Here is a 21,902-nt window from a genome sequence, read left to right as displayed (position 1 = left end):
GGAGGTAGAATGAATAAAATAGCCGTTTTCGGTAAGCCTGGTAGTGGCAAATCCATTTTAAGCAAACGTCTGGCTTCAGCTACAGGCATTAAATTACATGCCTTGGATTCAGTTTTATATAAACAAGATGGTGGCCTGGTAGATCGAAAGACCTATGACGAAGAGCATGAATCCATTTTGTCTTCCGATAGCTGGATCATTGACGGCTTTGGGCCAATCGAGTCGTTCTACAAGCGACTGGAGGCTGCGGATACCTTGATCTATATAGACTTGCCCTATTTCGTCAGTTACTGGCTGGTCACAAAGCGGTTGTTGAAAGGGCTGGTTGTAAAGCCTGAAGGTTGGCCGGCTGGTAGTTCGATAGTAAAGGGAACCGTGCAAAGCTATAAAATGCTTCGGCTTTGTCCGAAGTTTTGGAACGATGGTTTTGTCCAGAAGTTGGAAGAAGTGACGGCCAATAAATCACTCTATGTGATTCGTTCAGTGTCACAATTAAATGGCTTTGCTGACGAAAATATTAGGGGATTTAAGTAACCCGGTATGGCTGCTCGATGCCGGGTACCACTTAGCCCCCACTCAGTGCCTGGAAGATGTAGACGGTTCCGCCATCCGGGGCGTGGTCTGACAGTGTTTTTCTGTCGACCACCAGGGTGTTATTGATGGCCAGGTGCACATGGCGGCGCAGTGCACCCTGGTCGTCGAGTACGTAGTCGGTGAAGCCCGGGGCGATGTCGTTGACCGCCCTCAGAACGGTTGCTACCGGACCAGACGGTACTGTGACCGTCTGGTTTTCCAAGTGCGGAAAGTACCGGTAGAGATGGTGTGTCATTTTAACCGTCGTCATAACGCTCAGCCAAAGCGTACCGAATAGATCGGGGGAAGGTTGTTACCCAGACATTGCCAGGTTTCACCGCGGTCTTCGGACAGGTAGACATTACCGGTTGTGCTGCCAAAGCAGAGGTCATCTCCTGAAGCATCCAGGCCATGCCTTAAGACAATATCGTAGGCGTTCTGCTGAGGCAGGCCGTCGCGGAATGATTCCCAGGAATGGCCGCCATCGGTTGTGCGGGCGACGAACAGGCCGCCGTCCAGGGCCATGCGTTCTGAATCGGCTCGAGCTGGCACCACCCAGGCGGTTTTGCCATCCTGGGCGTCCGCGGCAATGGGGAAGCCAAAGTGTATGCCCAGGTCCGGCTTGCTAACTTTGCGCCAGTTTCGGGCACCGTCATCGCTGTAGAAAATGCCACAATGATTCTGTTGCCACAGGTGGTCTGGCTGCCCGGGGCACTGGGTCACAAAATGCGGGTCATGACCCCATTCCACGGCCGGGTCTGGCAGATAATCCATCAGCATGCCATGGCTGCTCCCTGTCCATGTCTGGCCCCCGTCGGTTGTTTCGATGACCCCGGCAGACGACACGGCCACATACACATGGTTTGGGTCGCGTGGGTCGACAACAATCGAATGAATGCCGGGTTCAAACACGCCGTAATCGATGCTCGCCGGTGTACCGCCCCAGAGGTTCTCACTCGTGGCTTCGCCTGCGAACAAGTCGCCGCCCCGGGTTTCGTGGTTCCACAGAGGGCGGTTCAGTTCCCAGCTGTCACCGCCATTGTCACTGACGAACAAACCACCGGGAATGGTACCGGCGTACAGACGGCCTGGCTGATTGTCAGCGCCGAAGGCAATGTTCCAAATTTTATAGACAGAAGCGTCGGCATATTGTGGCCGGCCGGCAGGTGCCTCGGGGTCAAAGTCGGGCGTGGGCAGGTATTGTTGGATGTGACGAGCGCCCTCAGGGTATTTAAGTGAACTCACTTCCTCCCAGGTGTCGCCGCCATCGCGCGAGCGTGACAGCTTTGGACCCCAGTGGCCATGGTCCAGCGAGGCCCAGAGGGCGCCGTCACGCGGATCACGGGTGGCGTAGCACACGGGTATGCCCGAATGCAGGATGGGGCGTGGATGCCAGCCGTCGTTGTTACGATCAAAAATAACCGTTCCCTTGCGGGTGCCTAATAAAATCATGTCAGACATGCCAATCCCTCCCAGGCCCGTTCACGTCTGGGTCAAATATAGACCGAGTTTTGCAGGGAGGGAAATGGTTGTTTTTTGCGGCGGTAGTGGTGTCTGACAGCCGGGTTACCAGGGCACGGCCGGGTTAGACCGCCCCTTCAATGATCAGCTGCGGCTGGCCTCTGGAGCAGGATTCGATGCGCCCGGTAACCCGGTAAACCTCACGCAGCAGCGCAGGTGTTATGACCTCTTCTGTGGGGCCGCAAGTGATCAGTCGGCCGTTTTCCAGCACCATGGCCGCGTCGGTATAGCGCAGCGCGTGCCCCAGGTCATGCAGAGCGACCAGAATCAGCATGTGTCGTTCATCGGCCAAGCGCCGCAGCACACCCAACAGATTAACCTGGCGGTTCAGGTCGAGCGCGGAGGTGGGTTCATCGAGCATCAGAATGTCTGGCTCCTGCACCAGGGCCTGGGCCGCACTGACCAGTTGTCGCTGGCCACCGCTGAGGTCGCCGATGTCACGATCACTCAGTGCCGTGATGTTTAGCTCCGTGAGCGCCCGTTCCACCTGGGCAAGGTCATCGTTCTGCACCCTTAAGTTACGCCCTTGCATACGAGCCAGCAGCACCGATTCGTAGACGGTAAGCACCGCTGTTGCACCGGTATCCTGCGGCATGTAAGCGACCGGGCGTTCAGACCGGGTTCCAGCGATGGCAACCTCACCGTCACCCTTCAGCAAGCCAAGAATCCGCCGAAACAGGGTGGATTTCCCGGCGGCGTTGGGGCCGAGCAGCGCTACTATTTGCCCGCCTTCAAAACGCGGTGTGGTGATATCTTGCACGATGACCTGTCGGCCATAGCGGGCTGAAACCCGTGTTAGCTGTAACGTTACCATGAGGCCTTCTTGTGGTTCAGAACAAGAAACAAGAAAAACGGAATGCCCACCAGCGAGGTGATAATACCAATGGGGATGATGGTTCCCGGAATGACCGACTTCGAGATCACCGACCCGACCGAGAGAATCAATGCGCCGCACAATGCAGAACCCGGCAAGAAGAAACGCTGATCTTCGCCGAGCAGGATTCGCGCAATGTGCGGCCCTACCAACCCGATAAAACCAATGGTGCCAACAAAGGCAACTGCGATGGCCGCGAGCAGTGACACCAGTACCAGAACCTCCAGGCGCAGCGCCCGGGGGTTGACGCCCATGCTCTCGGCCTTGGCGTCGCCAAAGCGCATGGCCGTTAGCGCCCAGCCGTGCCGGGCCAGCAGTGGCATCACCGCAATCAGTATACCGAGGGCTAACCAGAACTTGGGCCAGGTTGCCTTCGTCAGGCTGCCCATCGTCCAGAACACCACGGCCGCTACCGCTTGTTGACTGGCAAAAAACTGAATCAAGGCCATCAGCGAGTTAAAGATAAACACCATCGCAATGCCCAGCAGCACGATGGTTTCAACCGTCACCCCACGTTTCAGGCTAAGCGCATGGATCAAAAAGGCAGTAACCATGGCCATGAGAAAGGCATTGATTGGCACCACGAATTCAATGGCTGTCGGAATGATCGCCACACCAAAAGCCAGGCCCAGGGCTGCGCCGAAGCTGGCCCCGGCTGAAATACCGAGCGTAAACGGGCTGGCCAGGGGGTTGTTTAATATGGTTTGCATCTGCGCGCCAGCCACGGAAAGGCTGGCACCCACGACGAGCGCCATTAATGCGGTCGGCATGCGGATTTCCCACAGAATCACACGCGCTTGCTGGCTGACGCTGTTGGGAGCGAACAACGCGCTGATCACCTCATTCAGGCTGTAACGTGCAGGGCCAAGCGCCAGATCAACACACAGACTAACAAACAGCGCAGCAACCAGTGCCAGCAGGATCAACTGGCGGCGCAAGATCTGGCTGCGATAAAAAACACGCCCTTCCGGGGCGTGTTCAGCGGCAAGGGGTTCAGTCGACATTCAGCGAAATCCAGTAACCCGGTTCGTAGTCGATAGGCAGGAAGCGTTCGTGCAGCTCAAGCATAGTCGCTTCCGGGTTCAGGTCTGCAAACAGGGTTGGGTGGAGCCATTTGGCCAGTTGTTGTACCGCCACAAAGTAATAGGGGCTGTTGTAAAACTGGTGCCAGATGGCGTGAAAATTGTCGGTTTCCTTTGCCTGAATACCGGTCATGGCGGTCCGTTCTGTCAGTGCCTGAAGCTTCGCGCGGGCACTGTCCATATCGGCACCCGGGCCCATGCCTACCCAGGCACCGCCCGGTACATAGGCATCCCAGTTGCCACCGGTGACAACCACATGCTCCGGATTGGCAACTATGATCTGTTCGGGGTTAAGCGTGCCAAAACTGTTGGGAATAATGCCTTCAGCAATGTTGCTGCCACCGGCAAGAGTGACATAGTCGCCGAAGTTGCCGGGCCCAAAGCTCATGCAGCATTCGTCGGAATAGCCTCCAGCCCGGTCGATAAACACACTCGGTCGATTGGGATCGGCCTGTTCAATAACCGTGGTAACCCGCGTCAGTTGCGCTTCCGCGAAGGCGATGAACTCTTCAGCGGCCTCCTCGTAACCCATCAGCTGGCCGATGATGCGCATGGACGGTACGGTATTTTTAATGGGGTCTTCACGAAAATCCACATACACAATGGGGATATTCAGCTGCGCCAGCTTGTCATCGTAGGCGGCGTCTTCTGTAGCGGCCCTTGCTTCAATGTTCATTAATATAACATCGGGGGTCAGCGCGGCGGCCTGTTCCACATCGAAGGTGCCGTCTTTGAAACCGCCAAAGGTGGGCAGCGCGTCAAGCTCGGGGAAGCGTTCGAGGTACCTTGCATAGCTGTCCGGGTCGGCCTGGGAGAAGTCTTCGCGCCAGCCCACCACGTGAGCAAAGGGGTTTTCTGGTTCCAGAACGCCCAGCAGATAAACCTGCCGACCTTCTCCCAGAATGACCCGGGTGGCTGGGGCCTCCAGGGTGACTTGCCGACCGGCAATGTCTGTGATCGTTATCGGATCTGCACTGGCCGTTGCAAAGCCCAACGCCATGAGTGCTCCCAGCAATAAGTTAAGTACCGCTTGTTTCATATCGACTTTTTCACCTGGATTGAAAGGTTGGGTTTCAGTCACTTGCCAGAAAGGGAGGGGGTTAACAGGTTGGCTGGTAGCAAGTGATAATTGATATGAGTATTATTATCATTAAAATTTATGGAAATGGCAACGGTTGTTGCCTGAGACCCGGATCTGGCTGGTTGGCAGGGGAAGCGTGCGGTTGATGATGGGAGCAGCCTTTTCGTTGTTGTACCCACAAGGCAACAAGTTGTTACGGGCCTGGCTGACTTGCGTTTTACCCGCAATATCGGGTTTGGCTGGCAGTGGGACCTCTGTGCGCTAAAGGCTCCCACCCGAGGTAACAACAGCAAGGGTGGGAGTTCAGGTAGTGGCTCTTATGTCAGAGTTCTTTTTCGACAACGGTTTGAATGTTGTGAGCCCGATCGTCGATTTGATCTACGTTGAAGATAGGAGAATGATTCAACGTCAGCACGCCGTTTTTGAACGTTGCAAAACGGTCAGAGTTGTGGTTATCGCTGTAATTTTGAATAACGACTTTTTTGAGCCCTTCCTGAACGGCTTCCTGTGCAAAGTCTTCCGAGCACATTTCCTTCAGAGCTTTGATCAGAGGGTGAAAGTAGACCTTTGGCCACGTTTCATCAAAAAGGTGTGAATACTTTTCAACTTGCAATGTTTCCCAGTTTACTTCGACGTCTACTTCGAAGCCCGCTTCCTTGTCGATCTGCTTTTTCAGAGACTCGAAACGATTGTTCTGAAACTCACGCGCGGCTTTCTTTTCTGCTAAACCCATTACTTGCTCCTTCTTAACATCACCTGGCTATTGGCCAGGTATAAAAAACGGCCTTTCTCAACCATTGAGGAAGCGCCGAACTTAAAGAACCCGTTCAAACAAAACTTTCAGTTTATCGTCGAGTTGTGCCTGTGTGCCTGAACTGGCCCGGTAATCATATTGAACCCGAAGGGCTGACTCTGCTCTTTTTACGGAGATCAATTGCGCGTCGTTATTTACTATGTGGATAGTGCTGAGGGTGGTGACCATTTGAAGGCCGAACTCGTCCTGACAGGTTTTGGCAATGAGGTCGACCAGTTTGTCGACCAGGTTCTTGACCCGGGTCTCGGTAGCCTCGTCTTCGATGTCTGCCTGATCGAGAGAAAGCTCAAGCGTTAACCCATAGTTTGTCTTCAGCATGGTCTGCTGTGTCAGTAAATAGTCGTCGAAATCAAACCCATAGGGCGTGTTTGCGGTAGCTTGGCCTGAGGCTTTAGTGCCGGTAAGGTGTTCCAGGTGCGCTTCTGCCTGATGCAGCATAAACGACACGATATCGTTCAGTGCAAGCACGCTGAGAGACATATCTTTACCCTTCTTGCCACCTGACTGCAGACCGATCAGACCTTGTTCTGCCGACACGGATAAAACGGTGCCCGTATGTGAATGGCCAAATTTGTCGTAAAGGGTCACGACGACGTTGTCTGAGGTCGGCAGTAGTTTTTCGATCAGTTGCCGGGGTGGATAAAGTAAAAGGGAATTCAGCACTGTTTGGTTCCATCCTGGATGAATTACATGTGTCCGTTAGTTGCCGCCCGCCGCCCGCTGAATATTTTCGGCACCAAAAGCTGTCGCTGTTGTGGTAACGCAACGAGTGGATAGCGCGAGTGAAATCGGTGAGTTACAGCAGATGTTGCATGGCAGTTCTGGGGGCGGCTACAACTTCCTTGGCGGTTTTGGTCCATCAGCAACGCGGTGTTTGTCACGCGCTGTTTAATGAATTCGACGATATCAGCAGATTTTTTTTCACACAAACAGGAGCATTTGAATTTGTGATCGACTAGACAATTGTACGATTGGCGGTTTCTGGATTTGTTGTATCGAAATGGTTACATCCATCGGCCCGTTCGTCGCGAATTGGTCATTGTTTGAACTGGAAGGTTGTATTGGTTTTCGATGTCAGCACATGGTCTCGCCATTGGCCGTTGATGAATAAATAGTCTTTGGCAAACCCCTCCCGTTCAAATCCGAGTTTTTCCAGTATTCGGCCGCTTGCGGTGTTCCAGGGTTGGTAGTTGGCCATTATCCGGTGCAGACGCAAGCGGCTGAAGCCATGCCGTACCACCGCATCGACGGCTTCGGTCATTAGGCCCTGGCCAGTGTGTTGTTCCGCTATTTTGTAGCCCAGATGTGCGGCCTGGAAAACACCGCGTACCAGATTGCTCAGACTGACATCCAGAATCAGCTCGCCTTCGAGCAAGCCATAGAACCGGTAGGACCGATCGTTTTTCCAGAGCGTGGTTTCCGCTTTCAGGCGTTGCCGGCAGATACGGAGCGACTCTGGCAATGTGCCGCCTGCTTGGGCAAAATGGTCAGCGTTTTGTAAGTGAAAGTCGAGCAGTACCGGGGCTTTGATGACCTCGGGGCTTACCAGAACGAGGCGCTCTGTGGTTAACATGGCGCCGCCTCGCGTATAAAGCCGGTTTTGGATTCGGGTGTTTGGGTGTCGCGGTAAGTCACGAGGGCACTCATTCTCTTGTTAACCTGGATCGGGGCCTGTTGTCATGCCATGAGCGCCCCGGTTAAAACGTTCATGATCATTCATTGCCAAAGAAAGCGAGTCAAGAGCCCATGTGGAATACACCTGATTTATGTGATGACAACCCCGATGACGTACTTGTCCTCGAACCGCTGTTTCAAAGCTTTGGTGGCAAACCGGCGTTTTTTGGCCAGGTGGTGACGGTCAAGTGCTTTGAAGACAACTCCCGCGTCAAAGAGCTGGCCGGCACCGATGGCGATGGCAAGGTGATGGTGGTCGATGGCGGTGCGTCCCTGTCCAAAGCCCTGATCGGTGACCAGATCGCGCTCGATGCGGTCAACCACGGCTGGCAGGGCGTCGTCATCAACGGCTGCGCACGGGACATTCACGAACTGCAGCGTATGCCGATTGGTGTGCGGGCCCTGGCCAGTATTCCGGTTAAAACCGAAAAAAAAGGCCTGGGCGATGTCGATGTGCCGGTTACCTTTGCGGGTCAGACGATCGAGCCGGGTATGTACCTCTATGCCGATGAAACCGGCATCGTGGTCAGCAAGAGGCAGCTGTTCGGATGATTGTCTGGCATTTGGAAATGCGTTCGCCCGAGGCAGTGACCGGTAAGCGACTGAATCACCCCGATGCCGTGCTGGTTGAGGCTGAAATCCGTCAGGCGGCGTTTAACCGTTTTTTGTACCAGCTGGTCGGTGAAGACTGGGACTGGAATCAGAAGAACAACTGGTCCCTGGAACAGTGGCAAGCCCAGGTCGAGCGCCCAGATGTCCGAACCTGGGTGCTCTACGTGCAAGGCAGTCCGGCGGGTTACGTGGAGATGGTACGACAGCCGCTTGTTGATGGTGAAGGCCACCAGATCGAGATCGAGAACTTCGGCCTGGCGCGACCCTTCATTGGCCAGGGGCTGGGCGGTGGCTTTCTGACTGAGGCACTGCATCTGGCCTGGGCGTTCGCCGATGAGCATGGCAACCTGCCAAAGCGGGTCTGGCTGCATACTTGTTCGGGCGACCACCCCAATGCACGCGCCAATTATGAAGCGCGGGGGTTTCAGTTGTTTAAGACGGTTGATGAAGGCTAGGGTGCTTCTCGCCGTGCCATCTGCTGCTGCAACCAGAGCCCCGCGATGATCAGGCCGAGGCCGCCGAAGGTCATCAGTTGCAGGGGTTCGTCGAGCACGAAGTGGATCAGGAACAGGCTGATGAAGGGTGAGAGAAAGATCAGCGTGCCGATGCGGCTGGCGTTGTTGGTGTAGTGCATCGCCAGTTGCCAGAACACAAAGGTGACGCCCATTTCAAACACGCCCACGTAGGCTAGAGCGGCCCAGGGTTGCCAACTGTTCATGGCGGGGAAGCCGTCGGTAGCCAGCATCCAGATCAGCAGTAATGGCAGTGCGTAGCTGAAGTTCTGGAACAGGCCAATGATCGGCGGTCGCGGGTCGCGTGCGTTCAGTAGCCAGTAGCCGGCCCAGAGCAGGGTGGAAAACAACGCCAGAAACAGCCCGAAGCCATCGAGCGTGCCCGAGATGTTTTTGCCCGCCAGTGAGATGAACACCACCCCGGAATAACCCAGCAACATGCCGATCAGATCCCAGCGGGTCAGTTTATGACCGAGAAAGGGGACAGAGAGCAGCCCAAGGGTGATCGCCCAGGTGTAGTTCACCGGTTGGGCGACCTGAGCAGGCAGGCGGTCGTAGGCTTCGAACAGAACGGCGTAATAGAGTACCGGGTTGACCAGCCCGAGCCGAAAGGCCGCATTGCGATCAGACCAGAACCGCTGCAGTGCCTGGCGCAGTTCACCCCGAACGCGCAACGTAACCGCCAGAGCGATCACAGAAAACACCGAGGCGCCGAACATCAACTGACTGACGGTGACAAACCCCAGGGCAACTTTGAATGCCGTGGCGACGGTTGACCACAGCAGAACAGCGGCGAGTGCATAACACAGCGCCCGGGTTTCAGATGACATGACTCGCTCGCCGGTAACCTAAAATGAGCGGGCTAGGCTAGCGACTGGTGCTGGGTGAGTAAAGCTTAAAACTGCAACTCCACGTACCAGCCGCCGGAAAGGCTGTCGAACTGGGTGACGTCGTCGCGCAGCTTCCAGGTCAGCATCCAGCCCAGGTTGAGGCCTTCGTTGTTGGTTTTCAGGTTTACGGACGCCTGGAAGTAATCTTCCGCTTCGTAGGGGCGGGACGTGCAGGCGGCACAGCCCGGGTCGAGATTGGCGGTTGAGTAGGGTTGGGCATCAACGTAGTGAAGCATATTTTCCAGGGTGACCGAGCGGTTGTCGAACCAGCGATAGCCAACGCCGACGCCTTGAATGTCGTAACGGTCGCCTGCGTTGTGCACGTCACCGCGTGAATCGGCGATGCCGGCGCGTTCATCGCCCCAGAAGGCCGAGACACCGATACGGTTATCGACCCAGAGTCCCACGCCCCAGCGGCGAGCGCTGAGCGCCAGGTCATCTTCACTGGCGCTGTCGTTGCCATCCCAAACGTAGAACAGAGTCACGTCCAGGTTATCCATCGGGCCGGATTTGGCGGGCTTGGCGCGGGTCAGTTCCCCTTTTGTGCCTTCTGATTCGGGGGCTGGCGTCGAGTCAGTGGCTTGCCGCCCGGGGGCGACCCGAATGAAATAGAAGGTGCCGTCCATGGTCAGCGTCAGGTCCGACTGGTCGTAGTCGAACGTCTGGCTGCCTTCGAACCCGTCGGATTCCAGTGCCAGTTCGTCGTCTGACAAGCCTTCGCGCTGTAACAGTCGGTTCAGCAGAGCCGCTGCGGCCTCGGCTTCAATCTGCTCGCGGCACGCTTCACCACGGCGACTGGCCCGGCAATCGGCCTGGTACCGGCCTTCTATGGACTCCAGGCCACCCAAACGCAGCGGGTCTTCAAGGGAGCTGTCTGGCTGGGGCTGCTCTGCTGCTAGCGCCTGTCGTTCAAGCCAGAGAGTCTCGACCTGGCATTCAAAACGCTCGTCTTCTGCAGTGCCGAGCCGTTCATCGGTGCGGCTGACCAGCTCCAGGCGGTCTGTGTCGCCAGTGCCCAGTTGTGCCCGGGCGTCATCTTCAGCCTGTTCAAAGGCAAGGCGGCAGGCGGCGGATTGGGTGTCGGCAAAGGCCGTGCTGATGACACTGACCGGTTCGGGCCGGGTCTCGCTCCAAGCCCAGGGGGTCATGGCCAGCATTAAAACGAAAGCGGTGGCGCGCATGTCGGTGTCTCCTTGTCGCCCGGCGGCAAGAAAGGTGAAAGCCGGGTGCTGCGTCAATAGGGCTATTATCAGGCAGGCGGGTAGCCGGTGCGAGTGCAACTGGTCACCTTTTTGACTTTTTGATGTTGGCGTTCAGTTTGTGTTCAGAGACTCGCCAGTGGTCCGGATTTCCAAACCAGGCTCTCAGCCTGTTACATTGTCGGCTTTGACCCCAGCAGGAACCGAGCATGACCGATATGATTGTTGCCTTGTCTGACTTGCCCGTCATACCTCCCCTGGTGGAGGGGTATGAACTGACGCCAGCCAAAACCTGGGACAGAGAGGTGATAGTCGACTGGGTGCGCGACCATTTTGGCACGCTCTGGTCGAGCGAGGTGGCCAATGGGCTGGGTCACCACCCGTGCCGGGTACTGATCGCGCGTCGTGGCACCGAGATTTTGGGGTTTGCCTGTTTCGATGTAACCTTTCCCGGCTTTTTCGGGCCAACCGGCGTGGCCGAATCGGCCCGGGGCCTGGGGCTGGGCAAGGCCCTGTTGCTTGATGCACTGCATCGGCTGAGGGCTCGGGGGTATGTGTATGCGTTTATTGGTGACCCGGGCCCCATTGAATTCTATCAGCGCACCGTGGGCGCAGTGGCTTTGCCCGAATCACTGACCAGTGGCTACAGCACCCCGCTCAAGCGCCAGTAACCAGGCCTTTCGGTCCAACCCACCCGCGTAACCCGTCAACTGCCCGCCTTTCCCGATCACCCGGTGGCAGGGCACCACAATGGAGATCGGGTTGGCCCCATTGGCTGCGCCAACTGCCCGGACTGCGCTCGGGCGCTGGATCACCCGGGCCTGCTCGGCGTAATAGCGGGTCTCGCCATAGGGAATTTGCACCAGGGCCTGCCAGCAGGCTTGCTGGAATTCGGTTCCCGATGGAGCCAGCGGTAAATCAAAAGTCTGTCGCTGGCCTTCGAAATAATCAGTCAATTGTTGCCGGGCCAAACGAGTCACGTCGTTCTCTGCATAAGCTGAGGCATCTGCCTCCTCGACAAAATCGATGCGCGTAATCGCCTCGTCATTGGCAAGAATGCGCACGGTGCCGATTGGGGTTGGCAGTAAACTCTGATAAACCGGTTTCATAGCAGGCTCCACATATAAAAGGTCAGATAACTTTGCCAGGGTGAGGCATCGGCGGGTTGCCAGGCACCCTTAGCCTGCCCCAGGGCTTTCTTCACTCCGAGGTCAGACCCAAGCCAGACATCGCTGTCGCCCAACCCGCGCATGCGGGCGTAATTCACCGTCCAGGGGCCGATGCCGCTGAGCGCCAGCCAATGCTCCGGGTCTGCGGCCTGGTCGGGCTCGTTGTCGAAGAAGCGGGCGAAATCGATCAGCGTCTGGCGCCGGCGCCCGGGTATTTTCAGGCTGGCCAGATCACTGTTAGCCAGCGCCGCCGGGGTGGGAAACAGGCGCTGCTCATCGTCCGCTCCGCTCAACACTTCCCCTTGCTCAGCCACAAGCTGGCGCACCAGGTTGCGCGCCGCCGCCACACTGATTTGCTGCCCGAGAATGGCGCGAATGCCCGCTTCGAACGCATCCCAGGTGCCCGGCAACCGCAAGCCCGGCCGTTCCGGCCCAACTTCTGCCTGAATCGGCGCCAGATGAGCGTCGATGGTGTTGCTGTCGGCATCGAGATCCAGCAGCCGGCGGATGGTCCGCACCACTGGCAGCAAGGGTACGGCTTGACTGAACTGAAGCGAAACATCAAACCCGAATCGCTCAGGCCGGTGCCGGGCCGTAAAGCGGCCGGCAGCACCATTGGCCAGGCGAAAGGTGCGACCGTAGTGGTCATCACCACACCATTCCAGAGTCTCAATTAACCGGGTCTGCAGGAAATCTCGCAATGCCGCCCAGTCGTAAGGGGGGCGGTAGCTTAACAACAACCGGATACCCGGTTCCTGAATTCGTTTGCCCGTTGGACGTCGCAACGAACGCGGTGTCATTTGCAGCACGCTGGCAAAGCAGTCATTGAAACGGCGCACGCTGCTGAACCCGGAGGCCAGTGCCACGTCAGTGATCGGCATGTCGGTCTGTTGCAGCAGGCTTTTGGCGAACAGCACTTGCTGGTACAGCCCATACTGCTTCGGGCTGGTGCCGACAGACCGCTGAAACAACAGGCCCAGATAACGACTGGTGATGCCCAGCCGATCTGCAAGGTCAGTAACGCTACCAGTTATCAGAGCCCCGTCATCAATCAAACGAAGTGCTCGCTCCAAGGTGGTATCCGTGCCTTTCCAGGCCCAGGACGCTGGTGCACTGTCTGGCCTGCAACGCAGGCAGGGACGAAAGCCGGCGTTAGCGGCCGCAATGGCCGTTTCGAAATAGCAGACGTTCTGCTCCTTTGGTGCTGGTGCCGGGCAGATAGGTCGGCAGTAGATGCCGGTGGTTTTAACCGCCACAAAAAACCGGCCATCGAAGCGGTGGTCGCGGGCGAGTCGGGCTTGTTGGTAGTGGCGGTCGGTCACAGGCGTTTCCTCATCTCATGACCACTAGTGTAACCCGGGAACCACGAAAAACTGGCCGGAAACGGAACTGAATGTGAGAGGGACGGAAACCTTTATTGAGGCAATGTCCGACTCGTTAACTGAGTTAGAAATTCAGCGGCCAACTGGCTTCGATGGTTTCTGACTCTACAAAGGTTGTTGGACCACGGGGTGTGCCTATCCGGGGTCGGCGTAAACCCATCCATGGGGCCTAGGCCGCAGCGTCCCTGCTGCGGACTACCCCGGATAGGCACACCCCGTAGTCCTCAGTTGTAGCCGAGGTTAAATTTAAGGAATTTCTAACTCAGTTAACGATCCTCAGGCTTCCCTTTCAATTCGCAAGTCCGACAGTTTTACATGGGTTTTGGGGAAGGCGATGCAGGGGAGAATCCAGCCGTCGGCTTGCAGGCCGGAGTTTAATCCGTAGGGGTGGCGGCCGCGGTAATCGATGGCGCCGGAGGTCAGGCGGCAGCGGCAAATGCCGCAGGCGCCATTGTCACAGGCTTTGCGCAGGGTGATGCCCTGGTTATCGAGGTTTTGATGGAGGGTGAGGTTCGGGTCACCCTGAATATAGCCGACGGGGGCCTGTTGCCATTGTATGGAGACGGTCGTCATTGCTGTCGCTCTGCTCCTTTGGTGGCTTTGTAGAAAGAGGGTTTAAGGCTTGACGCCAGGCAGTACGCGTTTCAGACCTTCGATTTGAATTTCCAGAAGGTGCTCCAGAATGTGTGCCTGGGCTTCCCGGTTCTGGCTGGAGAATTCCTGGGGCCAGTTGCCGCAATAGGTCACAGCATCGACCACGCCGGTTTTCAATAAGAGCGTAATACCATGAACCATTGACCAGGCGCTGAAGGACGCCACAGATCGTTGGTAGTCGTTCAGTTCAATACCATCGACCTGCAGCATTTCGGCGACGATGCCTTTTAACAGACTTTCGCCACAAGCGGCCGCTTGGGCCAGAGCGTCGGTCAGGTATTTCTGCTCCGGTGTCCAGAAGAAAATCAGATTAAAAATACCCGGATGCTCAAACGCAAAATTCATATAGGCGCGGCCGAGAGTGCGTACCTTGTCTTCCGGTGAGGCATCTTTGACAGACACCAGGGCCGAGTTTAAAAACGCATCGAAGCGTTGGAAGCCCTCAGTCTTCATCTCAACCATCAGGGCCATCTTGTCGGCAAAGTGATTGTAGGCCGCCGTTGGCGTTACCCCGACTTCCTTGGCCAGAGCGCGTAAACTCAAATCTTCCAGGTGACCGGTTTCCAGCGACCGGAAACCGGCGTCCATTAACGCGACCCGCAAATTGCCATGGTGGTAACTGGATTTCTTTTGACGACTCATGTGGACACCCAAAACCGAAACACCGGCCAGTCTACCAGAATGGAGCCAGTGTTTCGCCCGTCATGAGTTCCAGTTGGCACTAGAAGCCGTAACGCAAGTTGACGATCGCCGCGTCCTGATTGCGCACGCCATAGAGGGCCTGGTCTGACTCTTCAGCGAGGTAGTCAACCACGCTCAGGCCAACCGAGAGCGGGTCGCTGACTTGCCAGTCGGCGGCGAGCCGCACGACCTGCCCGGCGTCACCGGGTAAGTTCACGCCTTGGGCGGTCAGTTCCAACCGGTCATTCCAGGTGGTGTAACGGGCCCGTGCCGATTGCGACAGCCGTATTTCGTCATCGGCAATGTCGTCTGGTGGGTCCAGCAAGAGTTGACTGGCGACTTCCAGCGTCAGTGTCAGGTTACGGAAACCGCTGTAATCGGCACTGATCATCGAGCGCCATTCATCGGACCCGACCCAGGGTTCCAGCGCGTTGTCCGTCGCGTGCTGCACCCCCTGGTGCCAGGCTTGCTCGGTTTTCAGCAGCCAGGAGCCCCGGGCGAGCTGGGCACTCAGGCCCAGCACCCGGCGTCGTTCCGGCTGAAAAGTAGCGGCTTCGGGAATAGCACCGCTGTAGCTGACGTCACTCAGTGTGGTTTCGAAAGCATTCACATCGGCCACCAGCCAGGTCAGGTCGAGCCCGGGCCAGCGCTGTTGCCAGCGCACAGCTATGCCCAGCGGGTTCTCTGCCTCTTCGTCTCTGATGTCGATGCCGCTAGCACGCAAGCCAGCGCGTTGATCGAAGTCGTCAAAGGGGGCCGGAGTCAGGTCAGTTTCAGCCCAGCCCAGCACCGCCACATCCAGTTTGCCGGCCCAGTTCAGGGTGAGAGCAGGCACCGGCAACCGGGTCTGCTCCAGGTCCTGCTGGCCGGGCCAGCGCTGGTCGCGACGGGCCACCACATCCGTGACGATCAGCGATTCCGCCTGGCCCCAGGCCAGCGTCTGGTAACCGGCCTTCAGCCACCAGTTGCCGTCTTGCCAGCCAAGGTAACTATCGGCCCATTGGGCCTGCCAGCGGCGTTCTTCGGCCTGGGCGTCGGTAAAATCGTGGGTCTCCCAGGCACCCGCGTCGCTCAGGTCTGGTAAGGCATCGTAAGTGAGTGACCCGGCGAGCCGAACGGACCAAGCCTTGTGGCTAGCGCTCATCTGGCCGTAAAACTGGGTCTCAAGGCGAGTCAGCGCGGCCCGGTCCCGGCTTGGACCGGGCTCGGGTGCCCGGTAACCATAGGCGATCTTGTGCTGAACCCAGCCGAGCCATTGCACCGGGCTTTGTGAGGCCGGCTCGGTGGCGGTCGCCTGGGTGTCGAGGGCGCCGAAAAAGTCATCCTCGGCCAGCGCCAGGCCGGGCATTGCCAATGCCAGACCCAGCACAGCCCTTGGTAAGGGGGAAGCAGTCATCAGTTCACCCCTCGTTGCATCGCCTGGGTCGTGAACAGGCTAGGGTCGGTATGGTCGTTGTACGTCACCTCGTTGATCTGGAATACGCTGCCATGCTCGCGCTCGCCATTGCGGGTGGTGATCATCTGAATGCGATGGGCGGTCCAGATACCATCGACCTCTTCAATATCGCGGGCACTGAAATACTTAACTCGCCCACCGCGCTCCACCCAGATCTGCCCCTGAACCTGCATGAAATTGTCTTTGCGAATCCACAAGTGGGAACGCTCATAGCCAGTTTCGTTGGACACCTGTTCAGCGAACTCGGGTTTGGGACGCGATTCGATTTTCCAAACCGGGTGGCCGTCGACGCTTTCGTCATCACTGAGCAGCTCATAGTCGTACCACTCAAGCGTGGTGCCGTTGAGGTCCGAATAGCTGAAATCGCTTCCCATGAAGGAGTTGGAACGATCCCCGGCGGCGACCCGGCGCACCTGTTTCAGTGCTGGCAAATACAGCCAGGCCTCGTCTTCCTGGTTGTCATGGTCGTAACTCAGGTAGGCGGTTCCGGCGACATCGGTTGGTGCCAGAAAATAGGTGACTGCCTTGGTAATGCCTTCTTCTTCAAGTGAGTACAACCGCAGGTCACGCACCCGTTCGCGATTGTTGCGATCAATCAGAATCAGGTTGGCGTCGGAGACGGAAGAGTCGCCGGTGTAACGGTCATCGACGCGCTCCATGATCTCGCGGGCGCTGAAGGTTTCCGCCTGGGCAACGTTCAGTAAGGCGGCCAGTGACAGCGACGTGATCGTGACAAGTTTGAAAACAGACATTACAGGGTTCCTCCGGTAGACGACGTTGATAGCGTGGCCCTTGGGCTGGGTTCAACGACCTTGCGGCCGTCGATCAGGTGCAGCAGGGCAGGCAGGAAGATGAGATCACCCAGCAGGGCCAGCGCCATGATGCTGGCCGCGAACAGCCCGGTGTAGATATAAGGAATAAAGGAGCCAAACAGCATCATGCTGAAACCAAGCACCAGCACGATGGAAGTGAAGATCACCGCTCGGCCAGCCTGATCACTGGCAGCGGTAATGGCGTCCGATGCCGTCATGCCACGTGCACGGGCACGCAGATAGCGGTTCATCATGTGAATGGCATCATCGACCGCGATGCCCATGGTCATCGCGCCGACCACCATGGTGCCGAGGTTCAGCGGAATGCCGAGAATCACCAGCAGGGCACCGGTCATCAGGATCGGAACAATGCTCGGCACCAGCGCGATCAATCCGTATTTCAGCGAGCGGAATAACACCATAAAACTGACGGCCATGATGCCGAGCGCGACCAGAAACGACTGGAACATGCCCTGGTTAATGTACTCATCCTGAGCGTTGTACATCACCATGCTACCGCTTATTTCAGTGGTCAGCGTCGGGTACTCATCGCGCAGTTCCTGTTTCAAGCGGTCGAGAAAGGCGGAGGTGTCACTGGCGGCCATGTTGCGAATCGGCACCGACATGCGCAGCCAACGCTCGTCGAAATCTTTCGCGTCAGTCAGGTCTTCATCGCTGCCGCTGTTGTCGTACAACAACAGAAACTGAGCCGCCATTTCGCGGGAGTCGGGCAGGCGTGAATAGGCCGGGTCGTCGAAATTCAACGATTGATTTATGCGCTTGTGAAAGTCGATCAGTGAATTGATTTCACCGGTTTCCGGCTGGGTTTCCAGCCAGCTTTGCAGGCGGTCCACTTCGCTCAGAAAGACCGGGTTGTGAATGCCGCGTATCTCGCCACTGTCGATCATCAGATCAACGTTTTGAATGCCGTTGTACTGTTCATCGAAGTAAGTCAGGTCCGCCCGGGTTGGGTTGGATTCCTTGAAGTAGGTGATGAAATTTGAATCGACCTGAATGCGCGGAATCAGCGCCAAACTGATGGCCAGTAAGGTGGCACCGAGCAGCGTCAGCAGATGACGGTTGCGATACGTAAAGCCGGGCACCGCTGTGGTAATGCGCGCAACCAGGCCGGTATCGACACTGTGACGGGTGCGGTCGGAAAACCAGGGAATAAAGCTCAGCACCGCCGGCAGCAGGGTCATCGCCAGTAAGAACAACATCATAGCGCCAATGGCACCTAACCAGGCGAATTGCTGTACAGGTACCAATTGGGTAACGCTCAGCGCCATAAAGCCTGCGGCTGTCGTAAAGGCGGTAAAAAACGCTGGCACCCAAAGGTGTTCAATGGTGCGCTGAGCCGCTTCTTTGGGCGACAGACCCTCACCACGAAACCGGTAGAATTCGACCAGAACATGCACCGAAACCCCTACGCCAATGATAATCAGCGCAGGTACCAGGGCCGATTCAACCACCGAATGCGGCCAGCGCATCTGCCCTTGAATGCCGGTGACCAGCGTAATAGCGCTGCCGATCAAGACCCAGGGCACGAGCGTGCCGGTAACTGAGCGAAAACTGAACGCTAGAATAATAATCATCACCAGCGCCATGGCGGGGTTGATCCAGGCCTGATCGCTTTTCGACAAGACTTCGAACTGTTCATTGAACACCGGCTGCCCACTCAGCCGAAGCGGGTAACCCTGTGCCTCATAGCCTTGTTCGGCGATAAAGTCGCGCAGCGAGGCCATCAGCGACATCTTCAGTTCGCTGGTGCCCGATTCATACTGCACCCGAGCCGCAATGCGGGTGTGGCGCAGGTCTTCCGTCAGCAGGCTGCCCAGCGCCATGTCTTCGCCGAGCATGATCTCGCGGCCGTCCGCAATGGCGGTCGGGTTATCAATTTCTTCAAATACGGTATCGGTACTTAACATACCGCCACCCGAGTGGGTGTATTGGTACTTGCTCAGCGACCGCACCTGGGTCACTTCTGGCCGGTCCTCGAGAAACCGGGTCAGCTCATCGATCACACCGAGCGTTTCCGGCGTAAACAGGTCGGCATCGCCAGCGGGGGCTTCAATCCCGACTGACAGGTATTCGACATCGCCAAAGCGATACAGCAGGTCGTTAAACGTCGCCAGGTTCGGGTCATCTTCAAGGAAGAATCGCTCATTGGAGTTGTCATAGTAAAGGTTGCCCATCGGCACAAAGGCCAGGCCCATAGCCGCAGCCACCAGGGCCAGTACAGCCCAGCGACCGCGCACCACCCATCGTGCCCAGCCCCGTATCAATCCGTTCATTGTCATGCTCCTGTGTTGATCACTCATTATGTTTATGGTGTTAAGTTAACGGTGCAAACTTATCACTAGAAATATACGGTGTAAATATAACAGTGTAAATATTTGTGCGGAGGCAGTCTGGAGGGTTCAGTGGGAGGAAGGTCAAGAGAGGAAGGCTGGGAGTTTGGGTGCAGGACAATGGGTGGCTCTTTCGGGGTCGGCGTGAACCCATCCATGGGGCCTAGATTTCGGCATCCATGCCTCAAACTCCCCCGAAAGAGCCACCCATTGCCCTGCACTCGCACCTTTACCGGCAAGAGCAGATTGGCAGGTTTATAGTTCAGTAGTTAAAGAACTTTCTATGCTGGCGGTTGCCAAGGCTGGCAATGAACTGAATATTCGTATGAGTTTTTTGTTATTAAATTGGGTTGGAGAAACCGCAGGAAACAAATGGGTAGGGGGTCGGATGCTGTCGTACGGGGTTGTCTGAGGCATGGACTAAAACGCCGGGAGCGTTTTAGCACGAGCGCAGCGAGCCCGGAGGGTGAATCCCATGGAGGGGATTCATATCCCGAAGTCAAGCGTACAGGGATGTATTTACAGCGACCCCGAATGACAGTACCCAGTCTCCCGCCTCCAGCCCCGGAGGTAGAGTAACTGGGAGCATGAGCAACCCCCTACTCCTTGACGCCACCCTGTGTAAGCCCGGCAATGAACTGCTTGGAGGCCAGCATGAAGGCTAGGATGGTGGGGCCCATCATGATCAGGATGCCTGCGAACATCATGTGCCACTGGATTGAGAATTGCTGGTTGAAGCGTTGCAGGCCCAGGGTGAGTGGGTAGTTGGCTTCTGATTGTAAAAAGATCAGCGGCAGAAAATATTCGTTCCAGGCTTGTACGAAGGTCAGCAGAGCAATGGTGGCGATGGCGGGTCGCATTAGCGGGAAAATGATGCGCCAGTAGAGGGTGAAGGGGAGGGCGCCGTCCATCTTGGCGGCTTCTTCCAGCTCGGTGGAAATGCCTTTCATAAAGCTGACCAGAATGAACACCGACACTGGCATCATGCTGGCGCTTTGAACCAGTATTACCCCAAGCAGTGAATCGAGCAGGCCGAGCGACCGCACAATGTCGAACAGCGGTGCCAGAGCGAGCCGGATGGGGATGATGACGCCGAATAGAAAGCAGATAAAAATAAAGGTGCTGCCTTTGAACGGCATCCGTGCCAGCACGAAGGCGGTGGTGCTGGCGCAGAAAGTAACGAGCACGACACAACTGACCGCGATAATGGTTGAGTTGGCAAAGTATTGCGCGAAATTGGCGTTGACCCAGGCCTTGGCGAAGTTGCTCCAGGTCCAGGGGTCTGGCAGGCCGAAGGGTTCGCGAAATACCTGCCCGACGTTGGGCTTTAGCGCGTTGAGTACGGCTGCGCCGAAGGGAATCAGAACCACGGCGACCCAGGCGAGCATGATGAATTGCACCAGCAATTGTTCACGTTTGTTGAGCTTGAAAATCTTGTCCATAACGGCCTCAGGTTTTCCGTAGATTGCGCAGCGCGAGGAAGATGGCCGCCGGTAATATCATCAGTGCGGTTAGCAGCCCAATGGCCGCAGCCAGCCCGAAATTGGTGTCGGTGGTGTCAGCACTGCCGCCAAAAGCGGTGCGGAACAAAAAGGTACCCATGATGTCGGTTGAGCGCAGAGGGCCCGCCTCTGGCCCCATGATCAGCAGAATGTAATCGGCGTTGTTAAACACATCGACCAGCACGATCACCGTGATCAGAATAAAGGCCGGGCCAAGCACCGGGAACACGACATGACGGATCGATTGCCAGCGACTGGCGCCATCGAGCATTGAGGCTTCGAGCAGATCAGTTCGAACCGCGAGAATGCCTGACAAAATCAGAATGATGGCGAACCCCATGCGGTGCCAGGAGTAAAACAACGCCATGGTAATCAGAGACGTGTCTTCCGAGCCTAAAAAGGGAATGGGCGCGTCGGCCAGGCCCCATTGGGTAAGTGCCGCGTTCAGTGGGCCGCGCGGGTGCACAAATAAGTCGAGCAAATAAGCAACGGCAGCCCCGGCCATCGGGTAGGGCAAAAAGAACAACACCTGATAGGTTTTCCGACCGTAAGTGCGAAAACTCAGCAGTAGCGCCAGGCCAGTACCAATAATCAAAAAGCAGCCAATGATGACCGTAAAAAAGATCACATTTTGAAGCAGTGCGTTGATCATCTGATCGCGGTAATAGGGTTGGGTCAACACTTTTGCAAAGTTGTCGAGGCCAACAAATTCTTTCGGGCCAATACCGGGCCAGTCGACCAGGCTCAGGTAGAACAGCATCAGCAACGGAATAAAATTGAACACACTGTAGAGCAGTACGCCGGGCGTTAGCAGCAGCGTGCGCTGAATTTTTTCAATCGTGCGATAGCTGAGCTTTACACGGCTGGCTTGTTTGTCGTCTGGCATGTCGGCGGTGCTCAGTGGAGCCAAAGGCTCAGCGGGGGCATGTCGTGTCATCATAGTCACATTTGCAGGCGGTAGAGAAGAGGGAGCGGGAGCTTAAAAGAGGCACCCGTTCAAGCATGTGTTGCCCAAGTTTTTGGCGTTGGCAGGGATGCAAGCGGCGGATGCCGGTGATGCTTC

At 56.7% G+C, this 21,902-nt stretch carries 23 protein-coding genes; 4 read left to right on the top strand and 19 right to left on the bottom strand.

What is annotated here, in order from left to right; translation table 11 throughout:
* The first annotated feature begins 9 nt into the window (after positions 1-9).
* A complete protein-coding gene (locus EP166_RS10590; RefSeq protein WP_127556778.1) occupies positions 10-534 on the top strand; it encodes a P-loop NTPase family protein in 525 nt (174 codons plus the stop codon).
* A gap of 31 nt (positions 535-565) precedes the next feature.
* Here the strand turns inward: EP166_RS10590 and EP166_RS10585 are convergent, their stop codons facing one another.
* The 8 genes from EP166_RS10585 to EP166_RS10550 form a co-directional block, all read right to left on the bottom strand.
* Positions 566-844, bottom strand: coding sequence for a ubiquitin family protein (locus tag EP166_RS10585; protein ID WP_127556777.1), 279 nt, complete (start codon positions 842-844; stop codon positions 566-568).
* Between the two features lie 5 nt (positions 845-849).
* Positions 850-2,034: a WD40/YVTN/BNR-like repeat-containing protein gene (locus tag EP166_RS10580; RefSeq protein WP_127556776.1), complete on the bottom strand. Its 1,185-nt coding sequence runs from the start codon at positions 2,032-2,034 to the stop codon at positions 850-852.
* A gap of 124 nt (positions 2,035-2,158) precedes the next feature.
* Positions 2,159-2,908 carry an ABC transporter ATP-binding protein gene (locus EP166_RS10575; protein ID WP_127556775.1) on the bottom strand — a complete coding sequence of 250 codons (750 nt, stop codon included), beginning with the start codon at positions 2,906-2,908 and terminating at the stop codon, positions 2,159-2,161.
* The gene (locus tag EP166_RS10570) at positions 2,902-3,972 is read right to left on the bottom strand and encodes a FecCD family ABC transporter permease (protein ID WP_127556774.1); all 1,071 of its coding nucleotides are present in this window, start codon (positions 3,970-3,972) and stop codon (positions 2,902-2,904) included. The genes EP166_RS10575 and EP166_RS10570 overlap by 7 nt, the downstream gene beginning before the upstream one ends.
* Complete coding sequence (locus EP166_RS10565; protein WP_127556773.1) at positions 3,962-5,089, bottom strand: ABC transporter substrate-binding protein; 1,128 nt, start codon at positions 5,087-5,089, stop codon at positions 3,962-3,964. The genes EP166_RS10570 and EP166_RS10565 overlap by 11 nt, the downstream gene beginning before the upstream one ends.
* Before the next feature lie 364 nt (positions 5,090-5,453).
* Positions 5,454-5,864, bottom strand: a complete 411-nt coding sequence (locus EP166_RS10560) for a hypothetical protein (RefSeq protein ID WP_127556772.1) — start codon at positions 5,862-5,864, stop codon at positions 5,454-5,456.
* An 81-nt stretch (positions 5,865-5,945) separates the two neighbouring features.
* Positions 5,946-6,608 (bottom strand): hypothetical protein, encoded by a 663-nt coding sequence (locus tag EP166_RS10555; protein ID WP_127556771.1) that lies wholly within the window; start codon positions 6,606-6,608, stop codon positions 5,946-5,948.
* Between the two features lie 373 nt (positions 6,609-6,981).
* On the bottom strand, positions 6,982-7,518 hold the full coding sequence (locus tag EP166_RS10550) for a GNAT family N-acetyltransferase (protein WP_127556770.1): 537 nt from the start codon (positions 7,516-7,518) through the stop codon (positions 6,982-6,984).
* A gap of 173 nt (positions 7,519-7,691) precedes the next feature.
* On the opposite strand from EP166_RS10550, the gene rraA reads away from it, so the two are divergent.
* Together rraA and EP166_RS10540 are read left to right on the top strand one after the other, a co-directional pair.
* The gene (rraA, locus tag EP166_RS10545; RefSeq protein ID WP_127556769.1) at positions 7,692-8,171 is read left to right on the top strand and encodes a ribonuclease E activity regulator RraA; all 480 of its coding nucleotides are present in this window, start codon (positions 7,692-7,694) and stop codon (positions 8,169-8,171) included.
* On the top strand, positions 8,168-8,686 hold the full coding sequence (locus EP166_RS10540) for a GNAT family N-acetyltransferase (RefSeq protein ID WP_127556768.1): 519 nt from the start codon (positions 8,168-8,170) through the stop codon (positions 8,684-8,686). Before rraA ends, EP166_RS10540 begins: the two co-directional genes overlap by 4 nt.
* Here EP166_RS10540 and EP166_RS10535 read toward each other — a convergent pair.
* Together EP166_RS10535 and EP166_RS10530 are read right to left on the bottom strand one after the other, a co-directional pair.
* Positions 8,683-9,573 carry a DMT family transporter gene (locus EP166_RS10535; protein WP_127556767.1) on the bottom strand — a complete coding sequence of 297 codons (891 nt, stop codon included), beginning with the start codon at positions 9,571-9,573 and terminating at the stop codon, positions 8,683-8,685. The genes EP166_RS10540 and EP166_RS10535 overlap by 4 nt on opposite strands.
* Positions 9,574-9,638: 65 nt before the next feature.
* Positions 9,639-10,814, bottom strand: coding sequence for a hypothetical protein (locus EP166_RS10530; protein ID WP_127556766.1), 1,176 nt, complete (start codon positions 10,812-10,814; stop codon positions 9,639-9,641).
* A gap of 227 nt (positions 10,815-11,041) precedes the next feature.
* On the opposite strand from EP166_RS10530, the gene EP166_RS10525 reads away from it, so the two are divergent.
* The gene (locus tag EP166_RS10525; protein ID WP_127556765.1) at positions 11,042-11,503 is read left to right on the top strand and encodes a GNAT family N-acetyltransferase; all 462 of its coding nucleotides are present in this window, start codon (positions 11,042-11,044) and stop codon (positions 11,501-11,503) included.
* Here the strand turns inward: EP166_RS10525 and EP166_RS10520 are convergent.
* The 9 genes from EP166_RS10520 to EP166_RS10480 form a co-directional block, all read right to left on the bottom strand.
* Positions 11,462-11,941 carry a methylated-DNA--[protein]-cysteine S-methyltransferase gene (locus EP166_RS10520; protein ID WP_127556764.1) on the bottom strand — a complete coding sequence of 160 codons (480 nt, stop codon included), beginning with the start codon at positions 11,939-11,941 and terminating at the stop codon, positions 11,462-11,464. The genes EP166_RS10525 and EP166_RS10520 overlap by 42 nt on opposite strands.
* Entirely contained in the window at positions 11,938-13,323 is a 1,386-nt protein-coding gene (locus EP166_RS10515) for an AlkA N-terminal domain-containing protein (protein WP_127556763.1), read from the bottom strand. The genes EP166_RS10520 and EP166_RS10515 overlap by 4 nt, the downstream gene beginning before the upstream one ends.
* Positions 13,324-13,659: 336 nt before the next feature.
* The gene (locus tag EP166_RS10510) at positions 13,660-13,956 is read right to left on the bottom strand and encodes a 2Fe-2S iron-sulfur cluster-binding protein (RefSeq protein ID WP_127556762.1); all 297 of its coding nucleotides are present in this window, start codon (positions 13,954-13,956) and stop codon (positions 13,660-13,662) included.
* Between the two features lie 42 nt (positions 13,957-13,998).
* Positions 13,999-14,679: a TetR/AcrR family transcriptional regulator gene (locus EP166_RS10505; protein ID WP_127556761.1), complete on the bottom strand. Its 681-nt coding sequence runs from the start codon at positions 14,677-14,679 to the stop codon at positions 13,999-14,001.
* Positions 14,680-14,758: 79 nt separating this feature from the next.
* Positions 14,759-16,114, bottom strand: a complete 1,356-nt coding sequence (locus EP166_RS10500) for a DUF1302 family protein (RefSeq protein ID WP_127556760.1) — start codon at positions 16,112-16,114, stop codon at positions 14,759-14,761.
* Positions 16,114-16,926 (bottom strand): outer membrane lipoprotein-sorting protein, encoded by an 813-nt coding sequence (locus tag EP166_RS10495; RefSeq protein ID WP_127556759.1) that lies wholly within the window; start codon positions 16,924-16,926, stop codon positions 16,114-16,116. Before EP166_RS10495 ends, EP166_RS10500 begins: the two co-directional genes overlap by 1 nt.
* A complete protein-coding gene (locus tag EP166_RS10490; RefSeq protein ID WP_127556758.1) occupies positions 16,926-19,280 on the bottom strand; it encodes an efflux RND transporter permease subunit in 2,355 nt (784 codons plus the stop codon). The genes EP166_RS10495 and EP166_RS10490 overlap by 1 nt, the downstream gene beginning before the upstream one ends.
* A gap of 656 nt (positions 19,281-19,936) precedes the next feature.
* Positions 19,937-20,779 carry a carbohydrate ABC transporter permease gene (locus tag EP166_RS10485; RefSeq protein ID WP_127556757.1) on the bottom strand — a complete coding sequence of 281 codons (843 nt, stop codon included), beginning with the start codon at positions 20,777-20,779 and terminating at the stop codon, positions 19,937-19,939.
* A gap of 7 nt (positions 20,780-20,786) precedes the next feature.
* Positions 20,787-21,779, bottom strand: a complete 993-nt coding sequence (locus EP166_RS10480; RefSeq protein WP_246026271.1) for a carbohydrate ABC transporter permease — start codon at positions 21,777-21,779, stop codon at positions 20,787-20,789.
* Positions 21,780-21,902: the final 123 nt, after the last annotated feature.

This window comes from Saccharospirillum alexandrii, from assembly GCF_004000275.1.
Classification (GTDB): Bacteria; Pseudomonadota; Gammaproteobacteria; order Pseudomonadales; family Natronospirillaceae; genus Saccharospirillum; species Saccharospirillum alexandrii.
The sequence above is the reverse complement of the archived record's forward strand: the minus strand, read 5'-3'. Positions and strand labels throughout refer to the sequence as shown.